Origin of the sequence: Citrobacter sp. Cpo012 (assembly GCF_030333015.1) — a bacterium.
Lineage (GTDB): Bacteria > Pseudomonadota > Gammaproteobacteria > Enterobacterales > Enterobacteriaceae > Citrobacter > Citrobacter portucalensis.
Genome location: NZ_JAOWGR010000011.1, coordinates 166,944 through 181,156 on the forward strand (window position 1 = coordinate 166,944; position 14,213 = coordinate 181,156).

At 46.4% G+C, this 14,213-nt stretch carries 11 protein-coding genes; 5 read left to right on the forward strand and 6 right to left on the reverse strand.

The annotated features are described in order from the left end of the window. Positions 1-26: 26 nt before the first annotated feature. From OGX90_RS00965 to OGX90_RS00985, 5 genes are all read right to left on the reverse strand, one after another. Positions 27-2,417: an Ig-like domain-containing protein gene (locus OGX90_RS00965; protein ID WP_286622990.1), complete on the reverse strand. Its 2,391-nt coding sequence runs from the start codon at positions 2,415-2,417 to the stop codon at positions 27-29. 402 nt (positions 2,418-2,819) lie between these two features. Continuing rightward, positions 2,820-3,071 carry a hypothetical protein gene (locus tag OGX90_RS00970; RefSeq protein WP_000115760.1) on the reverse strand — a complete coding sequence of 84 codons (252 nt, stop codon included), beginning with the start codon at positions 3,069-3,071 and terminating at the stop codon, positions 2,820-2,822. Between the two features lie 32 nt (positions 3,072-3,103). Then, complete coding sequence (locus OGX90_RS00975; RefSeq protein WP_001107529.1) at positions 3,104-3,292, reverse strand: hypothetical protein; 189 nt, start codon at positions 3,290-3,292, stop codon at positions 3,104-3,106. 236 nt (positions 3,293-3,528) lie between these two features. Continuing rightward, positions 3,529-3,960 carry a hypothetical protein gene (locus tag OGX90_RS00980; RefSeq protein WP_001251242.1) on the reverse strand — a complete coding sequence of 144 codons (432 nt, stop codon included), beginning with the start codon at positions 3,958-3,960 and terminating at the stop codon, positions 3,529-3,531. Between the two features lie 103 nt (positions 3,961-4,063). Then, positions 4,064-4,579 carry a hypothetical protein gene (locus tag OGX90_RS00985; RefSeq protein ID WP_261307973.1) on the reverse strand — a complete coding sequence of 172 codons (516 nt, stop codon included), beginning with the start codon at positions 4,577-4,579 and terminating at the stop codon, positions 4,064-4,066. Positions 4,580-4,911: 332 nt separating this feature from the next. Here OGX90_RS00985 and OGX90_RS00990 point away from each other — a divergent pair, with 332 nt between their 5' ends. The 5 genes from OGX90_RS00990 to OGX90_RS01010 all read left to right on the forward strand — a co-directional run bounded on the left by OGX90_RS00990 (position 4,912) and on the right by OGX90_RS01010 (position 10,391). Further along, on the forward strand, positions 4,912-5,676 hold the full coding sequence (locus OGX90_RS00990) for a hypothetical protein (RefSeq protein WP_000277498.1): 765 nt from the start codon (positions 4,912-4,914) through the stop codon (positions 5,674-5,676). 80 nt (positions 5,677-5,756) lie between these two features. Next, positions 5,757-6,518, forward strand: a complete 762-nt coding sequence (locus OGX90_RS00995) for a methyltransferase (RefSeq protein WP_001447802.1) — start codon at positions 5,757-5,759, stop codon at positions 6,516-6,518. Between the two features lie 93 nt (positions 6,519-6,611). Then, positions 6,612-6,875 carry a hypothetical protein gene (locus OGX90_RS01000; RefSeq protein ID WP_000149862.1) on the forward strand — a complete coding sequence of 88 codons (264 nt, stop codon included), beginning with the start codon at positions 6,612-6,614 and terminating at the stop codon, positions 6,873-6,875. A gap of 43 nt (positions 6,876-6,918) precedes the next feature. Beyond that, complete coding sequence (locus OGX90_RS01005) at positions 6,919-7,506, forward strand: hypothetical protein (RefSeq protein ID WP_000491820.1); 588 nt, start codon at positions 6,919-6,921, stop codon at positions 7,504-7,506. A gap of 464 nt (positions 7,507-7,970) precedes the next feature. Further along, the gene (locus OGX90_RS01010; protein WP_047745025.1) at positions 7,971-10,391 is read left to right on the forward strand and encodes an Ig-like domain-containing protein; all 2,421 of its coding nucleotides are present in this window, start codon (positions 7,971-7,973) and stop codon (positions 10,389-10,391) included. A 2,077-nt stretch (positions 10,392-12,468) separates the two neighbouring features. On the opposite strand, the gene repHI2 is transcribed toward OGX90_RS01010, so the two are convergent. Beyond that, positions 12,469-13,557, reverse strand: a complete 1,089-nt coding sequence (repHI2, locus tag OGX90_RS01015; RefSeq protein WP_000159528.1) for an IncHI-type plasmid replication initiator protein RepHI2 — start codon at positions 13,555-13,557, stop codon at positions 12,469-12,471. Positions 13,558-14,213: the final 656 nt, after the last annotated feature.

The following is a 14,213-nucleotide window of genomic DNA, read 5'->3' on the forward strand; positions in this document are numbered from 1 at the left end:
CATACTACCGTACCCTTGTGTAGGGTTTATGTTTGAGGGAATTCTATAGCAAATGTGGCCGTGCCAGATTGACCACTTACAGCGGGAGTAACGGGATATGTGCGCTCTTCACCATTACCAAGATCCAGTGACAGCGATTTAGTTTCACCAGGCTGGACCGTAACTCCGGCAACCGTAACGCCGAACTGGGCGTTTTTCTGAACAGTCAGGGTTCCGTTTAACTGTCCGGTAATGATAGAACCGTCCTGACGACGCAACACACTGGTTCGGATGATGGCCAGCGGCGTGTTGTCCGTTGCTTTCAGTGCTACGGCTGTGGCCAGCGTCTTGAGATTATCCAGCATAATCAGGTTAGCTGGCTGGTAGGTAAAATTAAGCGTTTTAGTGGTCCGGTTACCTGATTCGTCAATAGCCAGAGCCTCCAGATGATACATCTGTCCCGATTCGTCAGTATTGGGGAAGATTCTGGGGTATTCAGGAATAAAGACATCCTTGGATAGCGGCGTGAATGCAAGGGTGACCTTTTCAGAGTTAGGTCCACCAGCGAGCTGAAGCGATATCAGGGAAGCATCCCCAGAGGCATCAGTAACGCTTATGCGTAGGTTCTCAAGCCCTTTAACCAGTTTTCCTTCTGCGTCTGCGCCATTAAAGCTGAACGCAATAACCGGAAGCGTTGAGTCAATTTTCAGCGGTGCATTAAGCGTTTTGGTTCCTGTGTTTCCAACAAGATCCGTGGCAGACACGCTAACAACCGTATAATCCCCGTCCGGTAGACCAGCGTATGAGAAAGTGGCGTTTTTGGTTTTATAATCGCTTTCACTGACAGTCACAGGCTTCAGGGTGAAAGTTTCCCCCCGGGCATTTTTAAGGGTGGCTTCGAAAACTTTGGTATCCCAGTAGCTGATGTTCCAGGCGTTGACGCGATCATTATCGGTGGCCGTCATAGTGATTGTCTTGGAGGCCTTGTTTACCTGAGCGACATTAACCACCGGTGGGTTGTTATCCCAGATAACCGTAAAATTACCAGCAAGCGCATCGAATATGCTGTCACCATCTTTTCCCGAGTAAAGATGCAGATACTCAAATCCTTTGTCACTGGTGTAGTAGAAGTTAACCGTCATCTCGCATGAACTTTGTCCGACAGGAATAGTGCAGAACCAGGCTGCATTTTTTACCGTTCTGAACTTTTGCACGTATGGTCGGGGTTCTGCGGTTACCTTTATGCGGCTAATGGTGGCGGTTTTAACGCTGATTGAGGCCTGAGTTAACCACTCACTGGTATCACTCCGGTACATCTCTTTAGCCACTATCTTCGGGGCTATTTCCATCGCCGGGGCTGGAGTGAAGTTGAGGGAGTTATGATGAATTCGTCTTACTCCTCCCGCCAGAGTCTGAAATTCATGATAAGTATCCCCCACATTTGGATATATGTATTTGAAAGTATAGATATTATAAGTGCTATCGGACGTCTGGAAATTCGAGTCCGCCCAGCCATATTTGGAACCGTTAACAGCAGTAAAGTCACTTTTCTTCCTTAATACCCGTACGGAAATAGGGTTCTGGAAGACGGTCATGCCAGACTGATAGGAGACCCATGATCCGGTAGTGGCGTCCTGCACCTGGATGATATCGTCAGGCTTAAGCCGATCAATTACGCTTCGGCGGCTTAGTTCGCTCCTGTTTCCCGCTTTGTCATAAAGGTAGATCCCCACTTTATATTCAGAGCGGTTTTCCGGTGCCAGGGCATTGCTGCTTGCGTCGGCGACTTGAACGGTTACGCTACCTTCCACTGTATTAATTTCCGCTGGCTTTTTACGCTCCACTCCAGCGGCATCGGTTATGAAATATTCAGCATTAGCAAGCCCGGAACCTTTATCACTCAGTCCATTAAAGACCAGTGCCTGGACGCTGGCGTACTGCATACCGGCTGGTACTGAAGTGAAGATCGCTTCGCTGCCAAAGTTCCACCCATTTCTCGTATAACTTATGGTACCCGTTGCCGGAGGCGTTCGGTCAATTGCAAGCGGGTAATCCTGCCGGGAGACCTCCTTCCCTTGCAAGTCGGTAATCACCTCTCTGAGGGTGAAGCTATCTTCTCCCATCGCTGGTACGGTCAGAGTCTTGCCGTAATAATCAAAGCCTGTCGAAGATGTGGTACGGTCATCAACGGTAACCAGGCTGCTTTTCGTGCTCCAGATGAGGCTCCCGTCACTTTTCAGCAGACTGAGCGTAATATAACGGTCCAGACCGGAAATAACGGCAACGTCAAAGCTCGTTACCGGATTAATCCATACGGATGCAGGCGATACGGTCTTTTTAACGTTCAGGGTATCTTTAAAGCTGAATTCTGCGATTTCAGCGGAAGCTCCTGCGCTGAAACCTGCAAATGCAATAAGCAGGGCTAGTTTGATTTTCATGGGTTGTCTCCTGATCAGGTTCCCCATGATACTTTTTCAGTGTTCGTGATCTTTTCGGGAAAATAGCTATTTTTGATGTTTTTCTTTTCTGCCCGGCGGGACTTTTTTTGTTTACGTGAATGCAACAAAACCAGAAAAGTTACTTTTTGATAGGGTAAAATTAGGTTTCCCTAATTTCCAGAAGCAAGCGAAAGCAGAACTAGCTTAATAGCCATTAAGAACGCCATACCTATTGATAAATAACGCTCCTTACATTTAATGATTTGAGCATTTAAAAATGAATTAGCGAAAGAATTTTGGTTTGCTTTTTATTGCATGAGTAAAACAGTATTAATAATCCGGAGCCATTAGAACGTACTCTAAAGACTCCGGTATACAGATATCTTGCCAGTAAAAATGGCCTTACTCCTCATCATCCCCCAGCGCTTTTTTGATGGCGCGGCGGCGGGCTGCATCACCTACACGATATCCGACTGAATATACGTCATTCAACCGGCGCAGAATAAGATTTATTTCCTCATCCTGAATGTATGCAGGTAAACACAGAACCACGTCGCCATCTTCATCATAGACTCGAACAACTTCCTTCTGCCCATCTCGCTCGCGAATAATCTGGACATGCTGAACCCTGGTGTATTCTGGGTTTACGCTCATTTTAAGTATCTCTCTGTAATTGTTGTTACCAGTTAGCTATAAGCCGGATAATTCTGGTATTCAGTGTTCTGCACAGCAATCGCCTGCTCGTGGATCATTGACACTGCCAGGCGGGCTTTAACTCGCTTGCTGGTGAGAAAACGCTTCACTTCTTTAAGTTCGCTGCCAGCCGACAGCATATTGAAGACATGCTGTTTGAGACTGTTGTTATTTTTGGCCACTTGTTTCTCCATCATCTTTGTACATGGTTATTTCAGGCTGGCCTGCCAGATCACACACGTTATCCATATGCTTTTGGACCCAGTCTGTTAGACCCAGACCTTCGGCCTTTGCCTGATTGACGTAACGCAGTTTACGTTCAGGGGTAACCCGCATCTGTAGTTGTGCCGTCGCTGGAACCGCCTCTTTCAGGGCGTTAAGGCCCCTCTGATCACGGGCCTGAATTGATGGTTTACCGCTAGGCATCTGATGTATCGCTCTCCCGGCGAGCGGTGGACAGCTCTATTTCTTTTGCGATAGCTTTATCTATGGCATCCAGCTGCATGGCAAACTTGATTTCAAGCGAACAGCGTAATGCCTTCAGGGCGCGTTCTTTGGTGCTGTATTGTGGTATGCCGTTCTGGCTACCATTCATGCCTCGCATGCGGCGGGAGGTTGCATCGACAACCTCTCCCTCTTCCCGTGTGCCGTGAACCGTAGTTCCGCTCCATGTCGGATAAACAGTGCCAGTGGCGGTGTTGAAGCTCCAGCCGTTTTGGTATTCCCCCGAGACCTCTGGTACGGGCATATCGCGTTCAACGCCATAGTCAGACCAGCGTAAAGCGCGGTTTATTCTGGCCTGTGCCACCAGCTCATCATACGCGGCTTGTTCTTTTTTATTCATCGCCATTTAGGGCAATCTCCTTAGAGGGGAATTAGGTGTTATATCGGTACGTAAGTGCTTTTCAGGCCTAATCTCTGACAAGGCCTGATGTGCCAGACTGCCGTTGCATTCACCGTTTTATGGCGGTTGACAGAGCCTCATTAAGAGCCGCAATTAGCTCAGGCGAAGTCGGCTCCAGATTTTTGGAAGCGTTCAGCAGCTCCTGAAGTGAAGAGATTTCCTTTGGCTCCACCTGGTTTGTTTCAGGTGCCGTTTTTTGCACTTCATCCAGTGTACGCTGTGTACCGTTATCCAGCACCAGCACCCCCCCGGCACGAATTTCTGAAATGGTGCGCAACGTATACATCAATTTATCCCAGACACGGCTACCAACCTCGAACCCGGAATCAGCTACTTTTTCTTCATTATGCTTTTGAAAAATTTCTTCTAACCAAGTGGTGAAGCGCTTTCCAAAAGTATTGGCGGCTAAAGAAGTGCAGGAATAAACCTGTTCGACCTGTTTTGTTCCATTTTTATCAGTGAATGTAATGAGACCGATTCGGCCACTGTTAACAGTGTAAAAGCGAGGTTGAAAGCCAGCTTTGAGAAGGTTTTCAATAGCTGAAAAAAAATCTTTTTTGAGCATCGGTTTCAAAATGGTTTTCCTTTTATGCCCGGTGCCGCCGGGGCGGTGGCGTTAAATATACGCCATGTAAGTAAATTAATTTATACCCATTTGATTGTCAATACAAACAAAAAAAACAAACCATGTTTATTATTTTATCAACGATGCTATTTTAAAGTCCGTCTAAAATAAAAAACCAAAAAGTTAAATTTGAAGCCGTCCTTCCTAAATTCATTTCTTGCGCATATTAGCACCCTGCTTTAAGTAAATAATTTTTGAAAAAGTTGTCTGGAGGTTATTAGCTCGTGCATCTGGATTGGTAATATAAAGCCAACACAGAAAAGGAAAACAAAATGTATAAATTAGTATCTCCTCGTGAACTGACTGAGATTATTACCGGTTTACTGCTTAAACCTGAACTCCTTGGTGAGCTGGACTCACCAGAAAAGCATCGGATGTTTATGGCAGATTTAGGCCGCGTGGTGGCCGAACATTGTGGAGGTCTGGTAAACAGCGTCGTCTTGCCAGGAACAGAAGTTACAGTGTCGGATGGGTTACCACTTAATGGCCAGCCGGTACGTTATCTCGGAATCAAAGAGAACATCCCTCACCTCCTTGTAGAGCCTGATGCTTCCTTACCTTCGCTCGCTAAAAACGTCTGGATGTATGCAGATCCTGAAGGCTGGAAAGAACATTTTGGAGCTGAGGAAGACTGCCTTACTCCTGAAATGATGCAGCTGTTCCGTAAAGGTATCCAGGCTCTTCAGAAAGAGCATGACACCCCTGAAATTAGCCTCACACTTCAGGACTGGCGCCTGGAGGAGGAAACACTGCCAGAAGAGGACAGTCAGGCCTATCAGGTCAGCGTTACCGGCCAACATAACATCCACTGTGAAGTTGTTAACAAGGAAGGTAACCCCTGTTTTGGTGTCATGTTCGAAATCGATCAGGGTGTGCCTGCCTTACACATCAACACCGGCGGGGATATGTTGCTCCACATTCATTGCGCCCATAACGGACTCGTTCTGACCCCTGATGCAAGCGGTCAGCGATTTGATAAGGCTCCCGTTGACCGCTTCTCTTATAACAGCCCATCCCTGCTGTTGTCTGCCGACTAACCAAGGCCAAATCTGAATTGTCCCGTTTAAGTAACCAACCCGCTGCCGCCAGGCGGGTAAATCCTCTTAATGGAGTTTTAATGCAAATCTCAACTGAAGTTCTGAACGTCTTATCTCGCTGCCGTGCTGAAGGGAACTTTCTTTTCCTGGCCGACCAGCTCGACCGCAGCATTTATGTTAAGACAAACAAAGTGCTCGAAGCCGCCGGTGGCAAATGGAACCGAAAAGAGCAGGCACATATTTTTACGGCGGATGCAGCTGAGCGTATCGAGCAAATCATTCTGACAGGTTCGGTTGACATCCCACGAGATCTGTTCAATTTCTTCCCTACACCTGAGAATTTAGTCACAGATATGGTTCTACGCGCTGAACCAGCTGCCGGGGAGCGTGTACTGGAGCCAGAGTTTGGTGATGGCCGCATTCTGAAAGCCTTAAAACTGGCGGCTCCGGATGCATTGATTACCGGGATCGAATTGAACGATGAGCGATTCCTTGCAGTGAAGAACGATAGTGTCCTTAGCACAGGAGTCGAGCTGGTGCATACCGACTTTCTTGGGTACCAGCCCGATGAAACTTTTGATGTTATCGTTATGAATCCACCATTCCTTAAACGCTCTGACGTTAAACATGTCATGCATGCCATCGCAATGCTCGCTAAGCGAGGTCGCTTACAGGCCATTCTGTCAGCTGGGGTATTGTTCCGGGAAGACACACTGACAAAAGCGCTCAGGGAGCGAGTCAAACAACTTGGCGGACAAATTTCGCCTCTTCCGGATGATACATTTAGGGAGTCCGGAACAAAGGTCAAAACAGCCCGCCTTGAAATTGATCTTCGCCGCTAACTGACAAGCAACCGGAAAGAAATCTTAATACGAGTAGCCGGTTAAAGTTACCTGACCGGCTTAACTGACTAAATCAATAAAGAGTGAACAGAAATGACGCATACTGCCGTTTCTCAGGCTAATAGTGCTTTGCAGCTACCCACGGTGGAGCATGTCTACGCTCTTCTGAAAGCAAATTGTAAACCTGACCGCTTTGACGGGCGTGACGGACCCGTGTGGGGCCAGGAATACTCGTGGAATCTGGCAAAAGATCGCTTACAGGATCTGGAGAAATACGGTAAGGCATATGTCTCCCGTCATGAAGACCGTATGGGGGAAGGATTTAGTTTTGGTCCTGACCTGTTAATTATTCGCTAACGCTCCTAATGCCTGATGATATGGTAAGCACAACTGGAAAAATATGTTTTCAAAGCCTATGACCACTTTCACACCAGAACGTATTGAACAAATTTTGGAATTTGCCGAGGGTAGTAACCCAAGCGAAGCAATGAGTCTCAGAGCTGACGAAGTTGCTGTACTGGCACGTATTGGAAAGGCAGTTATGTCGATTGCGCCTGTTTATCAGTGCGAGTTTTGCCACCATGACGCAACCGGGCAACTTCAGTGGCACTGGGAAGATGTGAACAAAGCTTTTTATGATAAATACGATCCAGACAGACGCGGAAGACGTCGAATCCTCTATACCGCCCCGCCGATGCCTTTAGTTTCGGCTGACCTGCTTAACATGGCTTCATCTGCTATTGAAGACTTGCTCACTAACAAAGACAGAAGTGGTGCGGGAATGTGGAATGACATTCCAGAACAGCTACGACGCGCAGCAGAACTGGTAATGGATAATAGCCGGGCCGCTGAAACAGAAGCGATGCTGATGCGTCTTTATGTAGAATGTGACACAGGTGAGCGCAGGGGCAACGGCACTCAATCTGGCGTAGCAATGCCTTCTTGGCAAACCGTTGAAGAGGCACGTGTGTTGCTGGGGGTGAAATGATGCAGTTCTCGCCAGGGCAGTTTGTAATTCACAACAAGAAGCGCCTTGCGGAACGAAGGTAGACGTACTGACTGAGGTTCACTCCCCTCTTGACTGGTGGCGTAATGCCGCCAGGTTTTGATTCATATATGCCGTCCGTTAACGCATTTATATCTGACATACCTTATTTATCCTGATTCTTTTTTACACAAAGTAAAAGCATCACTTAATGCGATATGTGGATGCCGATAGTTTCAGGCTAATGTTATAAGTTTTGCAATCGTTGCCAGTTTGGATACCACAGAAATGTCAGATGTAATTCCAAAAAGAAAGATTTCCGTCCTGAACGCACAATAAGGTTTGTCGAAAGGCAAATTATAGATTTGTAATTTCGAGCACCATATGGAGAAGTTTTTTATACTTTTACGAACATAGTGACCTTTAGGAAAAGCTTAAAATAACACCAAACCTAAAGGGGAATAAGAATGAAACATCTCGCTTTTATTACTGCTGTAGCCGGACTCGGTATGTCTGTTCAGGCCCCAGCTCAGATATATGAATCGGCCTTTAAAGACACGAACGGTATTGAGATCCACGCCCCGTCTTCTCGTCTTATGCTTAATCCGGCATCACCGGTAACTTTGACACTTATTTCAGGTCTTGATCGTTTCGTTAATGTCAAAGTCACGAAAGACACTGGAACTGTCATTCTTAATACTACGACTACACGGACGGGTGTATCAGACCGACTAACAGCTGCTGACGGTAGTGAGTTCTACGGCAAAAAAGTAACTTTGCCTGCTTTGGGTGAAGGCAAATTTGTCGTTCAGATAAACGTGTTAGATCTCAATCAGAAGCCTGTAGCGACCTATAACTATAACTGGCTAATTGATGTCACCCCTCCAGCGGCAAATGCTCTTACCGCTAATACTGGTTCTGGCTCTACCGCTGGTGACGTGTGGAAGCTTGGATTAGAGGCAACGGGGCAGTATGACTTCACCTCTTCGGGCGTAAGTGATGCAAATGGTATTGATAAGGGCCTAATATATATTTACAGGCAGGACGGTAGCCTCTACAGCACTACACAGATGCAGTATGACGTATCCGGCCAAAAGATGTACCACACTTACTCTAAGAATTCAGTTAAGGGAACCGGAATACCAGACAGCAACCTGGATGAAGACTTTACTGCAAAAGTTGTTATCTTCGATAACGCAGGTAATAGCCGAACGCTGCCAACTCAAAAATTTCGCTACGACAACACGCTGGGTGAGATGACACTGTGGGCCGTTCATGATCCAAATACGTCTTCCAGCGTCGTACCCGGGGTTTCTAATTATCCGGCTTACAAAGCCGGTATGGTCGTTAACGAAAACCCTATTCGATTAGTCTACCGGATCCCAAAATCTAACTACCGTGCTTATTCAGAAGGTGGGCTTCAGTTCATCAATCAATATTCCGCCCCCAAAGAGATAGCTGTAGACAGCACTTATGCTTATGTTGAAATGACTCTTCCCTATGGCTCAATTAATGGGGATATGGCTCGTATGGCGAACTTTGGCCAGTGGGGAGGGTATTATCCGTCATACAGCCTCGTTCTAAACCCATCTGCAAACCAAACGCCTGCATTTGCGGGTACCTGGGTAGATTTCCTCGATGATAAGGGGAACTGGGTTAAGTGGAAGGATTTTGAGAGTGTGGCTTCATCACGACTGCCAATTAAAATTTCCCGACTTCGTTTTAACGTTGAAGCCCGGCCCTTTGCACAAGAGATCGGCGGTAAGGCGACCTGCACCATTCCGGCAGGAAAAACCTCGTGTGAAGCGCCTGAGACGTTTGATATGGCCTTGGGTACCCAAGGCTACAATAGAATCCTTTACTTCGTTCGCAGCATCAGCAATCCCATTTTGCGGTCTGAGCAATGGATTATGACACGTTGGAACAATAAACAACTGCCGGTAATAAACTCGATATCATATGACGAGACTAACAAGCAGCTGGATGTACTGGCGTCACTTGAAGGCGATGGTAACTGGTTCGACTCGGTCTCATTGAGGGAATTTTATCTTTCCGATAAGAACACCGGTAGCCGGATGTCACCCACAGGCGTAATCAAATCTCGTATCTCAGGTAACTACACGATTGCTTATGATTTATCCCGTCAGTCTGAAGGAAAATACAACGTTGAGGTCAACATCAGGGACTTCTTCCAGAACCAGACCAATAAAACTTTCGGAGAAATTGCTCTGGATAACACTCCTCCGACAGTGGCCATAACATTCGACGGAAAGCCGGTAAAAGACGATACGGTAGTGTACGGCCTGGAGAACCTCAGGATTGCTCTGGCAGATAATCTGACAACCCCGAGGATAACCCGTCTTCAGCTCGTAGGTGGCCCCACAGCTGATAACGTTGAGCTTACGTGGTCACCGGCAGGCAAAGATACATACATGCCTGAGTATCCGAGGCTGTTCCCAAATTTCGAACCATCTGAAAATTATTCAATTAGCGTAACAGTTGCCGATAGTCAGTCGAATACCAAAACCTATACTCAGAAGTTCAGTTATCTACCGAATAACCTTGTGCAGTTACATAATCTACGCACATTATCGGTCAGTTCGCCTCTCAAAACGACAGATGGCGTACCACTTGCGTACTTGTCCACTAACGTTCTGCGTAAGACAAATGGAGAAATTGCTAAAGGGGTCCAGAACGCAACGCTGACTGTGCGGAAGGATGCAGCCTTCGGTATTAAATTTAATGGGGCACAGGCGGCTCCAGGCGAGTCAGTTGAGGTGCAAATAGATATGGGCCAGGGGGATAATCTTCTGTTACCCGTTTATCCTTCCGAAAATGGGAAAGTTGGCACCTCAGAATTCATGATTCAGATCGACGAGTTGAAGTAACTACCCGGAGCCGACAGTAAAACTGACGGCTTCAATTTTACTGCCCTCCTTGACTCCGATCAGCCAGTACGTCTTCAGAGATTCGCAAGGAAGAACCGAAAGAAAAGTTACTTTAATCGTACGTTTCCAGCGATGCTTTTAAAAGACAATGCACACTCGTTGATTACGACAATGGGAGTGAGTGTCGAAACCCTTGAGTAAGGATACCCGGTAAATATACAGCCCCGGGGATCCTCTTCCTTCAACCGGGGATGACAACGGTAGTGAGTCCGGCAACTCACTCCCGTTGTCACTTCTCTGACATATCGTCATACGAGCTTACTCAAGTGCATCCACAAAGATGGGATCGTTTTGAATCTAAACTGGTACTGGTTAGCCAGTCACTTGCATCTATTCCCCCGTCGATACTTAAGTGACAATTGTAGTGATCTGCAATACTGGTGTCTCAGAAACACTGACGACGGTAGAGACTCAATACCCTAACCCCTGACAACAGGAGTGAGCTTAGAGGTGTTACGCTGCTGTCACCTAATGCTTGGGAATTGCCTGACTCACAACCATTGTCATCCGGAGCTACTGATTAACGTTGAACCGCTGGACTTTAATGACAGTGGTAGTGATGGATAGGCTCATTTCCATTGTCGTCATTTTATCGGACAAGCCTCTTCGTCCTACAGGTTTAAGCTGACAATGGTAGTGATTGGATGATCTCACTACTGTTGTCACTCAGTTCTTTGAGCGGACCCTTCCCTCGGTTGGTCGGCATTAACAACGGTAGTGACTCGATTGGCTCACTGCCATTGTCATCGTGTAAATGACGTACCTTATCAGCTCAGCTGAAAGCAATGACAACGGAAGTGACTCTAATTGCTCACTGCCATTGTCGTCGTGTCTATTGAGAGCCTTATCAGTGCACCTGAAAAGCAATGACAACGGTAGTGATTCTAATGGCTCACTACCGTTGTCACCGTGTGTATTGAGAGGATGGTCCACTTAACTGGACGTCTATGACAATGGTAGTGACTTTAATAGCTCACTACCATTGTCGGCGTGTGAATTGAGAGGATGATCAGCTCAGCTGTACGGCCATGACAATGGTAATGACTTAATGAGCTCACTACCGTTGTCACCCTGTTAATTAAGAGGCTCATCTGCTCTTCTGGAAGGCTATGACAACGGAAGTGACTTGCTGGGCTCACTGCCATTGTCGCCGTATGAATTGAGAGGATCATCCGCTCTTCTGGATGGCAATGACAACGGTAATGACTTAATAGGCTCACTACCGTTGTCATCCTGTAAGTTAAGAGGTTGATCTGCTCAACGGGACGACTATGACAACGGTAGTGACTTGCTGGGCTCACTACCATTGTCACCCTGTGAATTGAGAGGTAGATCCGCTTAACCAGACGTCCATGACAACGGTAGTGACTTTCTGGGCTCAATACCGTTGTCACCCTGTGATTTAAGAGGTTGACCCGCTCTACTGGACGGCCATGACAACGGTAGTCACTTTCTGGGCTCACTACCGTTGTCGCCACATAGAATGAGAGGAGCATCAGCTCAGCTGAACGGCAATGACTACAGTAATGAGCTGGATGAAGCATAACCATTGACATCTGGCCCAACCGGAAGCCGTATTCGCCAATCCAATCGAGATTCACAATGGCCGTGACTCGCCGCATTAAGTTCCGGTGTCCTCCCAAAGCTGAACGCACACTCGGAGGACAATGACAATGCCAGTAAGGTACACATCATTACCATTGTCACTATAGCTACCAGAGAAGCCGGGATTTGAATGTCGATGGTAGTGAGTGGGTCAACTCACTGCCATTGTCACCCCGTTACGATATTTTCCGTTGGATGTACTGGCCAATGAAGTAAAGCGTAGAAACCGGGTGTTAACAGGTGACTCAGGAGAAAGCGTTGAATTCGCAATCTCGATCTACATAGGGTGGTAGAGAACAATGACAACGGTAATGACTTTTGACTCATTACCGTTGACGTGAAAGAGCGGGCTGGGACTAACGAAAATCGAAGAAGTAATTTAGCACCCGGAGCCTGAACCGCCGGGTTAACTTTAGCTGGCGTTGCTGTTCTTTTTCTGGCTTCGAAGACTACGAATATAGCGCAGTTCTTCAGCGGTTAAATCATGGACGGTAAGAACATCATCGCCGTCAATCGGGTCAGCTGGTGGGCATAACTCACCTTCTAAAACAGAAGACCCTGAGTTCTCTTCTTCATCTTCAACCACTTCTAAAGGAGGCTGAGTATTGTTCAAATTCAGATCGGGATCCCGCTTATGAATCTGGAAGTATACTTTTCCGTCTTTCTTAATTTCGGTGTACTGGAGGTATCCTATCGATGCCAACTCTTCAAGAGCCTTTCTCACGGTAGCATTCTGACTATTTGCTCGTGTTTTGAGGTTCAGACGATTTTTCAGCCGAGTAAGGGATATCGGTATAGGATTTGGCGGTAATGACTCTATGAACGTATAGAGAGCCTGGGCGCTTTCCTTCTTGGCCAACTCCTTAATTGCCTTCAGCTGCATCAAAACCTTATGATCGTATTGATAGAGCTCGAAAATCTTAGGATCAACCTGAAGGACAACCTGATCTGATTCCGGGTCTAACAGGGCAGACTGTACCAGATGCGTTGTATAGACTTTGGACGAGTTATTACTGGTGAACGACAAGGTAACGGATGCTAACCTGCGTAAGGAGGCGTCTATACGTTTTCTGGACGCTGTAGATGAGCGATAATTTTCAGGCGTACATAGCTTGAGGAATTCAGTGAATTTTAAGCTTATCGTGTCATTGTTAATCGGATGATTGGCATAGGTTCGAATGATGCCCATCCACGTCTTAAAATCTACTGACATATCAAGACGCTCACCGACAATTGAAATATTGGTGAACCCCTCGCTCTCCATTAAAGAGAGCGTCTGTAACTCTTTCGTTGCGTCAAAGCCAACCGTTTTATATTCCCGATTTTGACGCCCCACACTCTTTGGTGATGGGACGAACAGCCCGAGCCGCATCAAAGCAATAGACTGCACCGTACGGTTGCTGTTAGGACGCAAAATGATGTCTTTACCTGATTCTTTCTCTCTAACAGAGAAAGCCCTGGTGACCAGGTCCTGCTGCTCAGTATCTTTCTCTTTAGTCATAATAAGTTATCACTGAATGTGTAAACAGATTGGTGAATAGTAAGCCCCAGCGAACTCTATGTCACTGGATGGATCATTGTGATGATCCATATCTGTGCATAAGTTCTACCTAAAAAAACGACTCCACTCATTAAAACTTGGCAAAAACTCTTTGCATACAATGACCTGCAACTCTTATCAACAACGGATCAGATCAAGTTAAAAAGATCTAATGAAAAGTCACTACTATTGTCGCTCTGATCACTACTGATGTCAAAAAACTCATTACCAACGTTATAATAATCACTACCAATGTCAAGATAATCACTACTGTTGTCACTGATCACGTCTCAGGCCTTGTGCCGTCTGGCCTGGAGGCAGCGGGGATCTCTTTTGATCTATCAGGAACACTAAGGTACTAATTATTGGAACTACCTTGTGGAAAATGGGGATAAATAAATGCTTAGTTCTTATACAGGTCTCAACTTGCCTCCCTGATAAAAACTGTCGTCAAAGCTAAATCACAGCCACAGGCATTTTCGGTGGATAAATTTTTGAGAAATAGAAGCATACATGCAGACTCGTGTCGCAAGTAATTGAAAGTAATAATTTATTTAAATAATGCGAGTCACCTTACCTCACAGTGGAAGTTTAAGTCTAACCTCACTACCATTGTC